The sequence below is a fragment of the Providencia sp. PROV129 genome (assembly GCF_028482245.1).
GTDB lineage: Bacteria > Pseudomonadota > Gammaproteobacteria > Enterobacterales > Enterobacteriaceae > Providencia > Providencia vermicola.
The window spans coordinates 120,255-136,840 of record NZ_JAMPQD010000001.1 but is presented as its reverse complement, the minus strand read 5'-3'; the positions used below and the strand labels follow the sequence as shown (position 1 = coordinate 136,840).

General features: G+C 41.0%; 16 protein-coding genes. 10 read left to right on the top strand and 6 right to left on the bottom strand.

Translation table 11 applies throughout. The annotated features are described in order from the left end of the window. Together macA and PSF27_RS00625 are read right to left on the bottom strand one after the other, a co-directional pair. On the bottom strand, nt 1–1,107 hold the full coding sequence (gene macA, locus PSF27_RS00630; protein ID WP_272680665.1) for a macrolide transporter subunit MacA: 1,107 nt from the start codon (nt 1,105–1,107) through the stop codon (nt 1–3). Nucleotides 1,108–1,255: 148 nt separating this feature from the next. Further along, complete coding sequence (locus tag PSF27_RS00625; protein WP_206085430.1) at nt 1,256–2,920, bottom strand: ATP-dependent nuclease; 1,665 nt, start codon at nt 2,918–2,920, stop codon at nt 1,256–1,258. 375 nt (nt 2,921–3,295) lie between these two features. Here PSF27_RS00625 and PSF27_RS00620 point away from each other — a divergent pair, with 375 nt between their 5' ends. The 6 genes from PSF27_RS00620 (at nt 3,296) to artM (ending at nt 8,735) form a co-directional block, all read left to right on the top strand. Continuing rightward, complete coding sequence (locus PSF27_RS00620) at nt 3,296–4,195, top strand: lysine exporter LysO family protein (RefSeq protein WP_206085429.1); 900 nt, start codon at nt 3,296–3,298, stop codon at nt 4,193–4,195. Between the two features lie 51 nt (nt 4,196–4,246). Then, nucleotides 4,247–5,728: a DUF2867 domain-containing protein gene (locus PSF27_RS00615; RefSeq protein WP_206085428.1), complete on the top strand. Its 1,482-nt coding sequence runs from the start codon at nt 4,247–4,249 to the stop codon at nt 5,726–5,728. A 98-nt stretch (nt 5,729–5,826) separates the two neighbouring features. Beyond that, entirely contained in the window at nt 5,827–6,555 is a 729-nt protein-coding gene (gene artP / locus PSF27_RS00610) for an arginine ABC transporter ATP-binding protein ArtP (protein ID WP_206085427.1), read from the top strand. An 18-nt stretch (nt 6,556–6,573) separates the two neighbouring features. Next, nucleotides 6,574–7,317 (top strand): arginine ABC transporter substrate-binding protein, encoded by a 744-nt coding sequence (gene artJ / locus PSF27_RS00605; protein ID WP_272680654.1) that lies wholly within the window; start codon nt 6,574–6,576, stop codon nt 7,315–7,317. A gap of 12 nt (nt 7,318–7,329) precedes the next feature. Next, the gene (gene artQ / locus PSF27_RS00600) at nt 7,330–8,070 is read left to right on the top strand and encodes an arginine ABC transporter permease ArtQ (RefSeq protein ID WP_047756239.1); all 741 of its coding nucleotides are present in this window, start codon (nt 7,330–7,332) and stop codon (nt 8,068–8,070) included. Further along, entirely contained in the window at nt 8,067–8,735 is a 669-nt protein-coding gene (gene artM / locus PSF27_RS00595; protein ID WP_206085425.1) for an arginine ABC transporter permease ArtM, read from the top strand. Before artQ ends, artM begins: the two co-directional genes overlap by 4 nt. A 67-nt stretch (nt 8,736–8,802) precedes the next feature. Here the strand turns inward: artM and rlmC are convergent, their stop codons facing one another. From rlmC to PSF27_RS00580, 3 genes are all read right to left on the bottom strand, one after another. Then, complete coding sequence (gene rlmC, locus PSF27_RS00590; protein WP_272538782.1) at nt 8,803–9,936, bottom strand: 23S rRNA (uracil(747)-C(5))-methyltransferase RlmC; 1,134 nt, start codon at nt 9,934–9,936, stop codon at nt 8,803–8,805. A 9-nt stretch (nt 9,937–9,945) separates the two neighbouring features. Further along, complete coding sequence (locus PSF27_RS00585; RefSeq protein WP_206085423.1) at nt 9,946–10,461, bottom strand: YbjN domain-containing protein; 516 nt, start codon at nt 10,459–10,461, stop codon at nt 9,946–9,948. A 122-nt stretch (nt 10,462–10,583) separates the two neighbouring features. Then, nucleotides 10,584–10,919, bottom strand: a complete 336-nt coding sequence (locus tag PSF27_RS00580; RefSeq protein WP_206085422.1) for a YbjC family protein — start codon at nt 10,917–10,919, stop codon at nt 10,584–10,586. 158 nt (nt 10,920–11,077) lie between these two features. Here PSF27_RS00580 and PSF27_RS00575 point away from each other — a divergent pair, with 158 nt between their 5' ends. Further along, nucleotides 11,078–11,341: a GrxA family glutaredoxin gene (locus PSF27_RS00575; RefSeq protein ID WP_047756603.1), complete on the top strand. Its 264-nt coding sequence runs from the start codon at nt 11,078–11,080 to the stop codon at nt 11,339–11,341. Between the two features lie 253 nt (nt 11,342–11,594). On the opposite strand, the gene PSF27_RS00570 is transcribed toward PSF27_RS00575, so the two are convergent. Then, nucleotides 11,595–12,023 (bottom strand): secondary thiamine-phosphate synthase enzyme YjbQ, encoded by a 429-nt coding sequence (locus tag PSF27_RS00570; RefSeq protein WP_272680653.1) that lies wholly within the window; start codon nt 12,021–12,023, stop codon nt 11,595–11,597. Nucleotides 12,024–12,216: 193 nt separating this feature from the next. Between PSF27_RS00570 and ybjG the strand changes: the two genes are divergently transcribed. The 3 genes from ybjG to PSF27_RS00555 all read left to right on the top strand — a co-directional run bounded on the left by ybjG (nt 12,217) and on the right by PSF27_RS00555 (nt 16,436). Beyond that, the gene (gene ybjG / locus PSF27_RS00565; RefSeq protein ID WP_272680652.1) at nt 12,217–12,825 is read left to right on the top strand and encodes an undecaprenyl-diphosphate phosphatase; all 609 of its coding nucleotides are present in this window, start codon (nt 12,217–12,219) and stop codon (nt 12,823–12,825) included. Nucleotides 12,826–13,677: 852 nt separating this feature from the next. Continuing rightward, nucleotides 13,678–14,994 (top strand): serine/threonine transporter, encoded by a 1,317-nt coding sequence (locus tag PSF27_RS00560; RefSeq protein ID WP_206085419.1) that lies wholly within the window; start codon nt 13,678–13,680, stop codon nt 14,992–14,994. A gap of 74 nt (nt 14,995–15,068) precedes the next feature. Beyond that, nucleotides 15,069–16,436 (top strand): L-serine ammonia-lyase, encoded by a 1,368-nt coding sequence (locus PSF27_RS00555; protein ID WP_272680651.1) that lies wholly within the window; start codon nt 15,069–15,071, stop codon nt 16,434–16,436. The last annotated feature ends 150 nt before the right edge of the window (nt 16,437–16,586 follow it).

Here is a 16,586-nt window from a genome sequence, read left to right as displayed (position 1 = left end):
TTAACTCTCCGAACCACTGTGCCCAATAATCACTTTATCACCTTCATTCAGTCCTTTAACCACTTCGACTGACACATCATTGCGACTACCAATTTCAATCTGTTTTTTCTCTGCTTTTTGCCCTTCTAGCACTTCCACATCATAAACCTGCGGTGAAACTTCATCCCCTAACGCAGAAAGGGGTAATATCAGCACATCTTTACGTGAATCGAGATCGATTTTGACCTGTGCAGTCATCTGTAATTTTAGGAGATGCTGAGGATTAGGGACTTCAAAGCGCGCATAATAGAAAATAGCATCATTGATTTTCTCAGGGGTTGGCAAGATATCTTTCAATTGACCTGAGAATTTTTTGTCTGGCGCACCGAGTACCGTAAATGAAGCCTCTTGGCCTGGTTCTAAATAAATCACATCCGCTTCAGACACTTCCGCTTTAACCAACATAGTGTCTAAATCTGCTAATGTTAAAATCGTTGGTGCTTCTTGCGCTGCAATCACGGTTTGCCCTTGTAACGTTTTGATAAACGTGACAATGCCGTCCATCGGCGCGGTGATTTGCGTATATTTTAAGTTGGTTTTTGCCGTATCTAGTGTGGCCTGGTTGCGTTTAATTTGAGCTTGATAAGTCGCTACCTGTGCTTTTTTTACATCCACATCAGTTCTGGCTTTGTCCAGTTCTTGTTGCGCGACAGCCTGCAATTTGGCTAAGCTCAAGTGGCGTTGGTAAGTCAGTTGCGCCAGTTTCAATTCTGCTTGTGCTAACGATAAATTAGCCTCAAGTTCACGTGTGGTCGCTTCAGACTCAGTGACATCATTTTGTGCTTTTTTCGGGTCGATAACCGCCAGTAAATCGCCTTTTTTAACGTAGTCACCCTCTTTAACATATAAGGTTTGTAACTGCCCGCTAACCTGAGCACCCACATCAACTTTACGTACAGCATCTAACTTGCCCGTCGCGAGAACTTGTTTATCTAAGTCACCACGCGTCACGTCAACGGTTTGGAAAACCTCTTCTTTCTCACCTTTAAAGAGAAAGGCAGCAGCGCTAACGACAACAATCAGGATCACCAAATAAATCGGCCACTTTTTTTTCGGTTTTACCTTCATCACTCTTCACTTCCTATCATTAAAAAGAGGGCGACGCCCCCTTCTAAATACTATGCTATATCACTTAAGTTATCGTTTAATTAAACATACTATAGATAAACACCCGCTATCTATAAATATTCAATCAACAATATATTCACTTTCGTTATCAATACGCTTTCCCCCTCGCTAACCATGCTACCCGAGAAAACATACTTTTTAGCTGTAATGGAATGCTATCAGGGCCTAGTTCTGCAGAACGGTTCACCGTAGCCAACGCTAAGTCAGGCTTTGACGTTCGAGAAATCGCTTTAATAATCACACGGCGTGTCGACACCCGTGCATTTTCTGGTATGTCAGCAATTTCATGATAAAGGCTTTTAAACCCCTCACGATATAGGAAATGTTCCATATCTGGCGCAGTGAGCATGGTTAAGCGATCCCTATCGGGTGAATTGATCTTATTCGCATAGTGGGTCGCAGTTGCAGCATATTTACGCCCTGCCTCGTCGCCATCGGTTAAAACATGCCATTCAATTCCCATTTTATTGGCAAATTTTAATAGTGGTTTCAAGCCACTTTGTGCAAACGCAATAACTTTAATTCCTTCGGTTTCAAAATAGTAGTGACATTGGCGAGCAAATTCACTCATTAGCCAAATCTCTGTTTCGCCTTCAACTAATAACCAACAACGTGCAAATAATGATGATGGTCGATTAAAACGAATATGAAACGAAATTTTTCGCAATTCTTCTGTACTGAGATCATTTGGCGTTAAACGATAAGCAGAAACTTTATTAGTATCACGTACTAAACGACATAAGTCTTCAAGGGGAGCTTGAGAAAGTAACTCCCCTGAATTTGTCGTGGTAATCCGTTGCAGCGCAAACAAGCTTAGTAATCCCCATGCAATCGACAGCATAATCGGATGCAGGCGAGTTTCGGGGTCTTCAACAATAATGAGCGGGCGGGCGTGTTTATCTAAATGAATATTGCCTTTGGATTGTAATAAAGAAGAAAACATCCCCAAGATAATCAAACGAATATTTCGTTGATTAGGTTTTGCAATCAAACGGCTGATGTTATCCAACGCTTTCCAGCCTTGCTTGCGCGGCTCAATATTCACCATATTGTCATTAAGCTTGATCATATGGGCACTTTGCCCTGAAAAATAGTGACTTAATAACTGCTGCATGGCGTCTACACCGTCACTTAATTCATCATCACTTAAACGTTCTGGATTATTCACTAGAGCACTGGTTAATTCTTTGATACGTATATTAAATGCATCACGAAACTCTTTTTCACCAACGACGATGGTTTCAGGGTTGAGGGTTTGTAAAAAACGCGCATCACGCAGGCGAATAACAGGGTATAATCGAATAATCTCTTTGATATACTTACCCACATTGTCCAGAGAAAGCTTATTTCCCCCTGAATTTAAAAAGCTTTTATCCACCGCAATCGTATTGTCATCTCGCAGCTCAGCACTCACTCGATAAAAAATATGTTTTAGATCATCACCATTATCAACCCAAACTGAGCTAAGATTATGAAAACGATAAGATTGGTGGCGGCCTTTATGCCTTTCACAAAATTTTAAAACAATTTGCAATGACCGATAACGGGAAGCGTTGTCCCCTGTGGGGTGATGAAAATCGTGCAGATTAAATTGGTAATCTTGATGTTCTGGTGAGAGAAGCAAATCGAGCGCATCAAGAAGACTGGATTTACCCCATGAGTTTTCCCCGATCAAAACAGTACTGTTATTGAGCTCTAAGGAAAGGCGGTTGATCCCTCTAAATCCGTATATCTCAACACGTTCCAGATACATATCTCACTCCTTGTCATATTTTCTTTAATATACTCTGAACTCGTCAATTTGCATTCAAATTATCAATAATGGTGCTGACAAAACGCACATTTAGAGCTTATCGATTAACCCATGGTTTTACTATAAGTATGTCTGCAAAATAAAAAATCTTTGTGACAAAATTGCCAACTGAGTTGAGCTAGCAATAGCAGTGTTATAAAATAGTAAAACTTTCTTTTTTAGTATTTTTGACCTATTTTTCACTCAGTCACCAATAATAAAATTTTATCGAAAAAAAATGCATTAGCACGGCGAGTTAAATTTCACATAACGAAAATAAAAAAACAAATATAACTCATTGATTATATTGATGGGATAACCACTAAGGATGCGGCGATGTATTCAGGACTCTTAATTATTCTTCTACCGTTAACTCTCGGTTATCTTATTCCTATTAAAAACAAACAAATTCTTCACCGTGTGCATCAATCATTAAATTCAATGGTGTATGTGATTTTATTTTTAATGGGGATCACCCTCGCACTGCTTGAAAACTTAAGTGAACACCTCTTTTCTATTCTCATTTACGCCATTACCTTCTTTGCTTGTATTTTTTCACTTAATATTATCTCACTGTTATTACTCGATAAGTTAGATCCGTGGAAAATTCCACAACATAAGCAAGAAAAACCGCCGTCACGCATTAAAATGGTGCTTGAATCTCTACAATTGTGTGGCGTCCTGCTTTTAGGCTTTATAGTGGGCTTAACAGGTTTTGATTTTCTGCATTATGCGGATAAGGGTAGCCAAATTGCTCTAATGCTCCTGCTATTATTAGTCGGCATTCAATTACGCAACAGCGGAATGAGCATTAAACAAATTTTAATTAATCGCCGCGGGACAACCATTGCCTTTGTGATGGGAATCAGTGCATTAGCGGGAGGAGCGCTGGCGGCATTATTACTGGGCTTACCCGTTAAAATGGGGCTAGCTCTCGCATCGGGCTTTGGTTGGTATTCACTCACAGGGATCGTGTTAACTGATGCCTATGGCCCTGTGATGGGGAGCGCCGCCTTTTTTAATGACCTAGCCCGCGAGCTAGCCGCGATCATGTTGATCCCTATCATTATCAATCGCTACCGTTCAACGGCATTGGGCATTTGTGGCTCAACATCCATGGACTTCACCCTTCCTGTTTTGCAACGCAGTGGCGGTGTTTCGATTGTGCCTGCCGCGATTGTTCATGGCTTCGTACTGAGTCTTATTACGCCAATTCTTATGGCCTTCTTTACATAGGTAAAATTTCAGTCACAATAGCCGTTAATTTGCGTGAAACAGGAAATTAACATGACAGAAAAACAACGTGTTTTAGTGTTGGGCGCTAGCGGCTATATTGGGCAAAATCTTATCCCCCAACTGATTGAACAAGGTTATGACGTTACTGCGGCTGCACGTCGTGTTGATTGGATGCTTTCTCAAGGCTGGCAAGATACTCGCTGTATCTTTGTTGACTTACATGATCCTGAGACTTTAAAAGATGTCATGAAGGAAATCGACATTGTCTATTTCCTTGTGCACAGCATGGCTGACCAAGCTAATCTTATTGAGCGTGAGCGTAGCGCTGCGCGTAATGTTCAACAAGCTCTCGAAGGTTCAGATGTTAAACACGTTATTTATCTCAGCGCATTACAACATGGCCACACCTATTCCCCGCACCTGATAGCCAGGCGCTTAACTGGGGACATCCTGCGTGAAAGCAATATTCCTGTTACTGAGATTCGCTCTTCAATTATTGTTGGGTCTGGTTCTGCAGCCTTCGAAATTATGCGGGATATGGTGTACAACTTAGCGATTCTAACGCCTCCGCGCTGGGTACGCTCTAAATCATCGCCTATTGCATTGTCGAATATCCTATATTACTTAACTCAGCTCGCCAAAACACCAACAAATGAAAACCGCATATTTGATGCAGGCGGTCCTGAGTTTATTAGCTATCAAGAACTATTCAAACGATTTATCAAAGTTAGTGGTAAACGCCGCTTGCTGATCCCGATTCCTATTCCTATTAGCATGATTTCGGTGCATTTTATTAGCTTGATTACCTCGGTGCCACCGACTATTGCAAAAGAGCTGATTCAAGGACTACAACACGACCTTCCCGCTAACGATAAAGCACTACGAGAGCTTATTCCACAAACGCTAATTTCCTTTGATGATGCAGTAAGAACCACATTAGCTGAGGAAGCAGATGCGATAGACAATGCTGATTGGGGTTATGACCCTGAAGTAAGAAAACGCTGGCGCCCAGGCTATGGCTATTATCCCAAACAAGCGGGGTCAACCCTTGGCACAACAGCGAGCTCAGAATCGCTATGGCATACCATACAACAAATTGGGGGCAAAGATGGTTATTTCTACGCCAATGGCCTATGGAAAACCCGTGCCATCATGGATGACATGATGTTGAATAAAGTCAAATATGGTCGCCCCGACAGAGAATACTTGCAACTTGGCGATGAAGTTGATGGCTGGCGAGTGATTAACCTTGAGCCGAACAAACAACTCAGTTTACTGTTTGGTATGAAAGCCCCTGGGCTGGGGCGTTTAACCTTTACTATCCACGATAGCGGCAGCCGACGCTCTATAGATGTGCGCGCTTGGTGGCACCCTGCGGGTTTTTGCGGTCTACTCTATTGGTTTGCTATGATGCCAGCCCATCTTTTTATCTTTAAAGGAATGGCAAAACGCATTAGCGACCTCGCGTTTGAACGAGATAAACAACTCGCCAAACAACAGCAAACAGATCATCCAACCGAAAAATCTGACTAATTTCAGTGTAAAAACCAATTTTTTATGCAGAAATTATTGCATAAATATGCTTACAGGATTAATATCGCTGGTAGTTAAAAAGGATATTATTGGTAAGCATGAGCATTCAATTAAAAAACATCAACTGTTTCTATGGTTCCCATCAGGCACTCTTTGATATCAATCTAGAGTGCTCTGCTGGTGAGACTATGGTATTACTCGGGCCAAGTGGTGCAGGTAAAAGTTCGCTATTACGTGTTCTCAATTTATTAGAGATGCCACGTTCAGGTCATTTGAATATTGCTGGGCAGCAATTTGATTTTTCATCGACACCAGATGCAAAGTCTATTCGTGACTTACGCCAAAATGTTGGCATGGTATTCCAACAATATAATTTATGGCCGCATCTTAGTGTGATGGACAACTTAATTGAAGCCCCATGCCGTGTATTAAAATTATCGAAGCAAGAAGCACATGCAAAAGCCGCTAAGCTTTTAGACCGTTTACGTTTATCTCAATTTGCAGACCGTTACCCACTGCATTTATCAGGTGGTCAACAACAACGTGTGGCGATTGCACGGGCACTCATGATGGAACCTAAGGTTCTATTATTTGATGAACCAACCGCAGCGCTTGACCCAGAAATTACGGCTCAAGTTGTCGATATTATTCGTGAATTGTCTGCGACAGGTATTACGCAAGTGATCGTCACTCACGAAGTGGAGATTGCTCGCAAAACCGCTAGCCGTGTGGTGTATATGGAAAACGGCCATATCGTAGAACAGGGAGATGCTAGTCGTTTCTCAGCACCTCAAACTGACGCCTTTGCAAATTATCTGTCACATTAATAGATATAGGATTAAGCAATGAAAAAAATTATATTAGCTGCGCTGCTGGGCGCTGTAGCCCTATCGGCAACTGCTGCGGAAAAAGAAACCATTCGTTTTGCAACTGAAGCAACTTACGCGCCGTTTGAAATGTTTGATAAAAACAATCAAATCGTCGGTTTTGACGTTGATTTAGCTAATGCGATGTGTGAAAAAATGAATGCGAGCTGTACATTTACTCACCAATCTTTCGATAGCTTAATTCCCAGCCTGAAATTTCGTCGTTTTGAAGCATTAATGGCAGGTATCGACATTACCCCTGAGCGTCAACAACAAGTAGACTTCACCGAAACTTATTACCCTAACTCTGCAGAATTTATTGCAGTGAAAGAAAAAATTAGCTCCGTTGACCAGCTGAAAGACAAAAGAATCGGCGTCCAAAACGGAACCACACACCAAAAATATATCATGGAACAACATAAAGGCATGACCACTGTGCCTTATGATAACTACCAATCTGCGGTTTTAGACCTGCAAAATGGCCGTATTGATGCTGTATTCGGTGACACTGCCGTTGCTGACGAATGGTTAAAAACCAAAGGCAACGAAAACTTAGCCGCTGTGGGTGAGAAAGTTACCGATCCACAATACTTCGGTATCGGTTTAGGTATCGCAGTGCGTAAAGGAAATAAAGAGTTGTTGGATAAAATGAATAAAGCCTTAGCAGAAGTTAAAGCTGACGGCACTTATGATGCTATCCACAAAAAATGGTTTCAACAGTAATCGATATAATTAATGAACAACCTTCTATTTTTAACAAGTGCCGCCGGTATCACCGTCGGCCTTGCTGTTTCTGCCCTAATCTTGGGTTTAATTCTTGCCATGCTATTTACCGCATGGGAGTCTGTCCGCTTTAAGCCAATTGCCTTTTTAGGCACGTGCTGGGTGACGCTAATCCGTGGGTTACCTGAACTGCTGGTCGTCCTATTCGTCTATTTTGGGACATTACAGCTTATCAACCTACTCGGGGATGGGTTTGATATTAACCTCGGTTTTTGGCAAACCACAGTGCAAATTGATCCTAGCATCTTCTTTGCCGATAGCGGCGAATTTGACTACACGCCGTTCGTTTGTGGTGTCATTGCCCTCGCCCTATTGTATGCCTCTTATGCTTCACAAACGTTAAGAGGCGCACTCAAAGCAGTGCCTTATGGCCAGTGGGAAGCAGGTTTTGCACTCGGCCTCAAAAAACGCACGATTTTCTTTCGTTTTATTATGCCGCAAATGTGGCGCCATGCCCTGCCAGGGTTAGGGAACCAATGGTTAGTTCTGCTAAAAGATACCGCGTTAGTGTCTTTAATCAGCGTGAACGATTTGATGTTACAGACAAAAACTATTGTTAACCGTACTGGCGAACCTTTTACTTGGTACGTTATCGTCGGTCTGATTTACCTTGTCATTACATTGATTAGCCAACAGGTATTAAAGCGTATTGAATTGCGAACTACGCGCTTTGAACGAGGTGAATCCAAATGATTGACATGATCCTAAAAATTCTACCAGGGCTACCAACCAGTTTATCACTGACGTTCAGTGCGTTACTTGTGGCTTTTCTGTTAGCGGGATTATTTACGTTAATTTTATCCCTGAAAACCAAAGTCATTTCGCAAATTGTGAAGGTGTATATCACCATCTTTACAGGAACGCCATTATTAGTGCAGTTTTTCCTAATCTATAATGGCCCGAGCCAGTTTAAGTCGTTGCAAAACTATCCTCTATTTTGGGAGCTAATTTCAACACCTTGGTTCTGTGCAATGATTGCATTAGCGTTAAACAGTGCCGCTTATTCAACTTTACTGTTCCACGGTGCCGTAAAAGCGATTCCATCAGGGCAATGGCAGTCATGCCAAGCATTGGGGATGAGTAAAGTGCAAACTATGCGCATTATCCTGCCTTACGCCTTTAAACGCTCTTTATCCTCTTATTCCAATGAAGTGGTGTTAGTGTTTAAAAGTACCTCTCTGGCCAGTACGATCACCATGTTAGACATCATGGGTTACAGTAGCCAAGTATTTGGTCAGACATGGGATGTGATGGCGTTTGTTGCGGCTGGGATTATTTATTTAGTGGTTAATGCCATCTTAACCATTCTAATGCGTTTAATCGAACGCAAAGCACTTGCTTTCGAACACCGAAATTAATACTTAATTCAATACGTTAAAGAAAAAGCTTGGCTAAACACCAAGCTTTTTTTTCATAAATTCGTTTTTAATTATTCTTTCGCTTTAGCAATGTCAGTACTTCAAAATGAGCCGTGTGTGGAAATAAATCAAACAGCTGCACCCTACACACTTGATAACCCGACAGCAATTGTAAATCTTGCGCCATAGTCTGTGCATTGCAGCTTGAATAAAGGATATATTTGGGCTGCATATGAGAAAGGTAATCACATAATGCCTTACCAATTCCTCTTCGTGGCGGATTAACTAAAATAAGCTGAGGGATATCTTGATGTGCGGTGGCAAAATGCGTTGAATCAAGGGCTTTAAACTCAACATTTTTTAATCCAATTTCATCTGCTGATTGTTGTGCGCTAGCAATGGCAGGGGCGCTGATTTCAATGCCTGTTAAACGCGTATCTTTTTCAGCGCAGTGCAATCCAAAGCCACCTACACCACAAAACAGATCCCACATACTATGAATATCTAATGCGTTAACCCACGCCCTTGCTGTTTGGTATAATTTAGCTGCGACAACAGGATTCGTTTGGAAAAAACTTTGTGGGCGAATAAATAAAGGCACTTGGTTAAACTCTTCACGCAGCGTGTGTTGCTCCGTTAAGAAAATCTCCTCATCGCCTTCAAGTATTGCCATATGCACTGGCTGAATATTTGCTGTGATCACCCCAAGTTGTGGTAATTGCGCTTGCAACCAAGGTAAAGCATTCTTGAGCTGTTCCAGTTTTTTCTCTGAGCGTAGCACAAAACGCAGCATAAACTGCCCTGTGTGCCAACTTTGTGTTAGCAACACGTGCTTAAGCTCACCACGCCTGCGCTCAATGTTATAAGGTGTGAGCCCTGCCTTTGCAATAAACGGTGTGAGTACGCTGAAAACTTCAGAAAATGCAGTGGGATATAATGGGCAGCCAGTTAAGTCGACACCTGCGCCATCTTTCCCAATAATACCAAAAATCGGCCTTTCTACACTTCCACTCACCACCATTTTGGCTTTATTACGAAAACCTATTTGAGGCCCTGTCACGGGTGGGGCAAAAATAGCAGGGTCGATTGTCGGCAATAACGCGGAAAGTTGCTGCTGCTTTTGGGTGATTTGTTGCTCAGGTGAGAATTCTAACCATTGGCAAGAACGGCATTCACCCGCAATATATTTTTCACAATGCATAATTAAAACTTAATGAATAATAATAGCGGGTTTATCATCTGGGGTAAGTTCGGATTCATCCTCGCCATTATCCTCTTCTTCACTAAACTCATCTTGAGCTGCATACAGTAAATTATTACTAAAGATCTCAAAGACAATCGCTGAAATTTGGTCTTCTGCTTGCTGAAGGAAATGGCAGAATTGGCGATAGGTCATCCCAGCCTCTAATGAAAATGACTGGCTAACCACTAGCTTTGGCAGGTTTTCATCATTTATTTCGAGAAAAACTTTTGCCGTCAATGAACTCGCGTTAATTTGGCTAATATTAGCAACTAATGTAATTATCGCGGTGGGTTTTAGCTCCGCTAATGCGGACAATACCAACACATTATTGACGATATCGAGTTTTGCATCAAAAATTCCCTCAATATTTTGCATATGAGGTAAATGCAGCGCAGCACAAGAGTCGCACTCGAAATAAGACGTTTTGAGTTGTTCTAACCATTCACGTAATTGTGCAATGTCAGGGTAACGAATAGAATCCATGGGCAGTAACCTTCTTCAACTCAAAAATAATAATGCAAAAACAGTTTGCTAGAGAATGACATCCCCAGCGCAAAGCGGGTAATTTTCACACATCACCAAGAAAAATGCCAGCAAAACCACGGCTATTCGGGCTTTTCATCCTGTTTATCATTTTGAATATTATTTTTTTTATTCCTCGGGTTTTCTGACTGCTTATTATCTATACCTAAAAAAGTTAACCCATGAATAGCTCGCCACACAATATTAATCATTGCAGGGACCAAACACCCAATCGCAACCATAATAATGGTCACTATCGCCCCTTGGTGCATAAGTGGCTCAGGCAAAACAATATAATCATTCAGCGTGAGTAAGATTAAAATCAAGAGGATTATCCCAACACCTTCTAAGACTAAGATAGGTTTTGGCATGTCTGCTAATGAACGCATGGTTCTCTTTGATTGTGGTTTATTGTTCATTCAACCCCCATTTCACTGTGATTTGGCATTTTACTTCACGAATTATATGACATACCTATAGCTATAAAAGGAAAATTCGACTTTTATTTCATAATTTATATAGGCATAGTATTGAGCATTGTGACTCGAATCTGAGTTTGAGATAAAAAGGAGATACTATGTATACTGTTATTTTTGGTCGCCCTGGCTGCCCATACTGTGTTCGTGCGAAAGAACTGGCAGAAAAACTGAAAAACGAACGTGAAGATTTTGACTACCGCTATGTCGATATCCAAGCAGAAGGTATTTCAAAAGAAGATTTGTCTAAAACTGTTGGTAAACCTGTGGAAACTGTCCCACAAATTTTCATTGATGAGAAGCACATCGGTGGTTGCACTGATTTTGAAGCTTACGCAAAAGAAAATTTAAATCTTTACAAATAGTTACCCCCTCTAATTTTCGATTATTAACAAGCAAAACATCTCACTACTTAGGCTGAAATATGCTTTGCTTGTTCTTTTTGTGCTATTTAAGTCAAATCCCACCCCAAATTGCATTTTTTTTCATCAACAAGAGAACTTTCCTTTTTAGATGGAGTCTTAATTTATGCCACTGCTTTTCTTTGATGTCCCCATATTGAGGAGCCCGATAGCCAACTCTCTGTTTTAATGCTATCGGGTTTTTTATTGCCTATTTCTAGCCATCGACCTCACCTTGCAATGTAATGATTACTTTGCGCTTTGTGCCAAAATTTCGATGTTCACATAAATAAATCCCTTGCCACGTCCCCATATTTAAACGACCGTTTGTCACTGGGATTGTTAAACTCGCACCCAGTAAGCTACTTTTCAGGTGCGCTGGCATATCATCACTGCCCTCATAGTCATGCTTATAATAAGGTTCATTTTCAGGAACTGCCTTATTGAAGAAGCTCTCAAAGTCTTCTCGCACGGTATAATCCGCATTTTCATTAATCGTTAATGAGGCAGAGGTATGTTGAATGAATATATTCATCATCCCAATACGAAGCGAACTGAGCTCAGGAACTTGCCTTAAAATCTCCTCAGTGATTAAATGAAATCCTCTTTCCCGCGCATTCAGCTGTATCTGTTTTTGCCACCACATTTGTTTTCCCTTCTTTCGCCAAATCGAACTTTAGATGAGTGAAATAATTATTGAGTAATTCTTAAACCACACGTAAATTTGTCGCGTAATAGTATCAATAATAAGACAAAGGGACTTTACCTGTGAAGCTTGAGACTTTAAGCTCTGTTTTTCTTTGTCTTACTGACCCACTCTCTGTCTGAGGTACGAAACTGTGCTGGAACAACTCAATCTTGATCTATTTAACCTGATCAATGCCGCACCTGAAACTGCAAGCGGAACGATTGCGATGGCGAATATAATTGCTAAGCGCTTAGTTCTTATTTTCCCAATATTTACAGTTGCTTGTTGGTTTTGGGGTGCCCAGCCAAACATGACTCGCCAACGCGCTTTTGCCTGTAAAGCGGCGATTGCCATTGTGTTAGGGCTTACTATCTCATGGCTAATTGGCTATTTTGCCCCCCATGACCGCCCATTTGTGATGGGGATCGGCACTAATTTTTCTGATCACGACGCAACACCATCATTCCCAAGTAACCACGGCACTATCGTATTTACCTTTGCATTTGCTTTCTTATTCTGGCTACGGACTTGGGTTGGCCTTGTGATGATGATCCCTGCCATTGTGATTGCTTGGTCACGAATTTACCTTGGTGTTCACTGGCCTTTAGATATGGCAGGCGCATTTATCCTTGCTATCGTTGCCTGTGGTTTAGCTCAAATTTTGTGGTCACTTGGCATTAGTAAAATCCAAGCACCAATCACCCAACTCTATCATCTCATCTTTGGTTCATTCATTCGCAAAGGTTGGTTCCAACCTTAATCATTTCTTTTTAAGTACTGGTGGCAATAAACATCAGTACTTTTCCACTTTTAAAAAATTGCGCCAAATCAAACTTTCTCTTTATTTTTTTATCGTTATATAAAATTAATTTTAAATTATCAAATTAATTAATAAACAACTCTGTAACAAATATTTTGTTACCTTTTTTAATTATTTTTTTCGACGCAAAAAAAGTGCACTAAATACTATCTAAAAAAACAAAAATTAATTAATATGTGCCCCTAAAATCAGGGCGAAATGGCCTAATTAATCACTCACTAAATCATTATTGAAATTTAAAATTAACAGTTGATTATCAATAGGTTAAACAAACTCATCCATACATCCTATGTAGCAGTATCACAGTACAGCTCAATAATTAGATTAATATAGATTACAAATCAAACAACACAAAAATATTCATTAATATAATAATATTTTTCTCACAGAATATTATTCTACCCTTGTTTATTTTAATGAATTGAATTTTCCAAACAGGAAAAACATGACAATAAATAATCTTAAGTTAAATTTCATTAACAATTTTATAAAATCTGATGTTTCTACGCAATCTCAGGGGATATTTCTCTTTTGAGATAATGATCACGGCATTTTGTTCTGGTAAAATATAAATTCACACCCTCAAAAACCAGATTTAAAAATAACTGATAAAATTACAAAACTGATTGAAAATGAATTTAGTCCAAATTTTAGTTTTATTTCCAATCAGATTGTTACGTAAAAGAAAGCCCTTTTTATTAAGAGATTATTCGTACCAAAAGATTAAAACCCAGTAACGCCTTTGGCTGTTACTTAAAATGAATTTTTTGACTTTTATTTTTGGAGACTATTATGGATGCAACTAAAGTTGGTTCCATCGACAAAACAGCCTCGCAAACAGGGAGCAGTAAAGCTTGGCGTAAAACTGACACAGTATGGATGCTGGGTTTATATGGTACAGCTATCGGTGCTGGTGTTCTGTTTTTGCCTATTAATGCGGGTATGAGCGGATTACTTCCTGTTCTATTGATGCTTGTTCTAGCCTTCCCAATGACATTTTTTGCTCATCGTGGCTTAACACGTTTCGTTCTTTCTGGTTCTAAAAAAGATGGCGATATCACTGAAGTTGTTGAAGAACACTTTGGACGTACCGCGGGTAACTGGATCACTCTGCTGTATTTTTTTGCTATTTATCCTATTCTGCTCGTTTATGGTGTTTCTATCACCAATAACGTCAATAAATTCTTAACCGAATTATTAGGTGTTGGTGCACCACCACGTTGGTTACTGGCCTTAATTCTGGTCGGGGGCGTTATGGCTATCGTTGCTTTCGGTGAAAAATACATCGTTAAAGTCATGAGTATGCTGGTGTTCCCATTCATTGCAGTGCTGGTTGCATTCTCTTTATATATGATCCCGCACTGGTCTGGTGATGTACTGAATACCTTAACCTTCGAAGGCATCGCAGAAGCTACCAAAAATACAGGAGGTCAAAGCATTTGGATCACCATTTGGTTAACCATCCCCGTCATGGTATTCGCCTTTAACCACTCACCAATTATCTCTGCATTCTCTGTCGCAAAACGTGAAGAATACGGCGATGAAGCAGAACAAAAATGTTCACGTATTTTAGCATCAGCACACATCCTGATGGTTCTGACAGTCATGTTCTTTGTGATTAGCTGTGTGTTTACGTTATCTTCAGCTGACCTGGCGCAAGCAAAAGCACAAAACATCAGTATCCTTGACTATCTGTCTGGCTATTTTGATCAGCCATTCATCAAATATGCAGCAGCAATCATCGCATTTATTGCTATTATCAAATCATTCTTAGGCCACTATTTAGGTGCTCGTGAAGGTTTCAATGGTTTAGTTGAACGTGCATACCGTGCAAAAGGCAAAACTGTCGATATTCGCAAATTAAACCGCGGCACCGCTATCTTTATGTTAGTGACCACTTGGATTGTTGCGACATTAAACCCAGGTGTTCTGGATATCATCGAAAGTCTTGGTGGCCCTGTTATTGCTATCTTACTGTTCTTGATGCCAATGTATGCCATCAGTAAAGTCCCTGCAATGCGTAAATACTCAGGCAAAATCAGCAATGTATTTATCGTAATTATGGGTCTGGTCGCTATCTCTGCGGCGACATATAAGTTATTCTTCTAATTGAAGCCCCAGGTAGCTATTAATAATGATAGCTACCTGATTTCAATGACTTTCTACAAAAGGAAGCACTGAATATGATTAGTATATTTGATATCTTCAAAATCGGTATCGGCCCTTCAAGTTCTCACACCGTCGGCCCAATGAAAGCGGGCAAACAATTCGTTGATGACCTTATCGCGCAAAATTTACTGACTAACACAACGCGCATAGCCGTTGACGTTTACGGCTCGCTGTCCCTGACAGGTAAAGGCCATGCTACCGATATGGCTATCATCATGGGTCTTGCGGGTAACTTACCCGATACCATTGATATTGACGCTATTCCTGCATTTATGCGCAACGTCGAACAAACAGGTAAACTTTTACTTGCTCAAGGGCAACATGAAGTCGATTTCCCTGTCGATGGCGGCATGAATTTTCACAGCACAAATTTACCACTCCATGAAAATGGCATGACAATCACCGCATTTGCGGGTGATAACGTTCTGTATACCAAAAATTATTACTCGATTGGCGGCGGATTTATTGTTGATGAAGAACATTTCGGTAAAATCGACGAAAATGCCGTTCAAGTCCCTTATCCTTTTAAATATGCAGCTGATTTACAAAAGCATTGCAAAGAAACGGGGTTATCACTTTCTGCGCTCGTCATGCAAAATGAATTAGCATTACGCAGCAAAGATGAAATCCAACAATATCTTTCCTCCGTTTGGGATGTGATGAAAGCAGGCATTGAACGTGGGGTCACTACGGAGGGCCTATTACCTGGTCCACTGCGTGTTCCGCGTCGTGCAGCCGCGTTACGCCGCCAACTTGTCACCACGGATAGCACCAACATGGACCCAATGGCAGTTATTGATTGGATCAATATGTACGCCCTTGCAGTCAATGAAGAGAACGCTGCGGGTGGACGTGTAGTGACAGCGCCAACAAATGGGGCTTGTGGTATCGTTCCTGCGGTACTCGCCTATTACGATAAATTCATTCGCCCTGTGAATGAGAACTCCTATACCCGCTATTTCCTAGTTTCTGGTGTGATTGGTGCATTATACAAAATGAATGCCTCCATTTCAGGGGCGGAAGTCGGTTGTCAAGGTGAAGTGGGCGTTGCCTGTTCAATGGCGGCCGCTGGGCTTGCTGAATTAATGGGCGGTAGCCCTGAGCAAGTGTGCATCGCCGCGGAGATTGCGATGGAGCATAACCTCGGCCTTACTTGCGACCCTGTTGGCGGCCAAGTTCAAGTGCCTTGTATTGAACGTAACGCAATTGCCTCTGTTAAAGCCGTTAACGCCGCACGTATGGCATTACGCCGCGTCAGTGATCCACGTGTTTGTCTCGATAAAGTCATTGAGACGATGTATGAAACGGGTAAAGACATTAACGCTAAATATCGCGAAACCTCCCAAGGCGGTTTAGCAATTAAACTCGCGCACTGTGAATAATTTATTCACTAACTGATAAAAAACGCCTGCAGTTGCAGGCGTCAGACTGCAGACAAACCGATAAGGTTTGACGGCAGGTTGGATAGGTTTTGAAAATAAATTAGGAAAATCAATTTATTGATTTTCGGCTGATAACACAAAGCAGGAAAA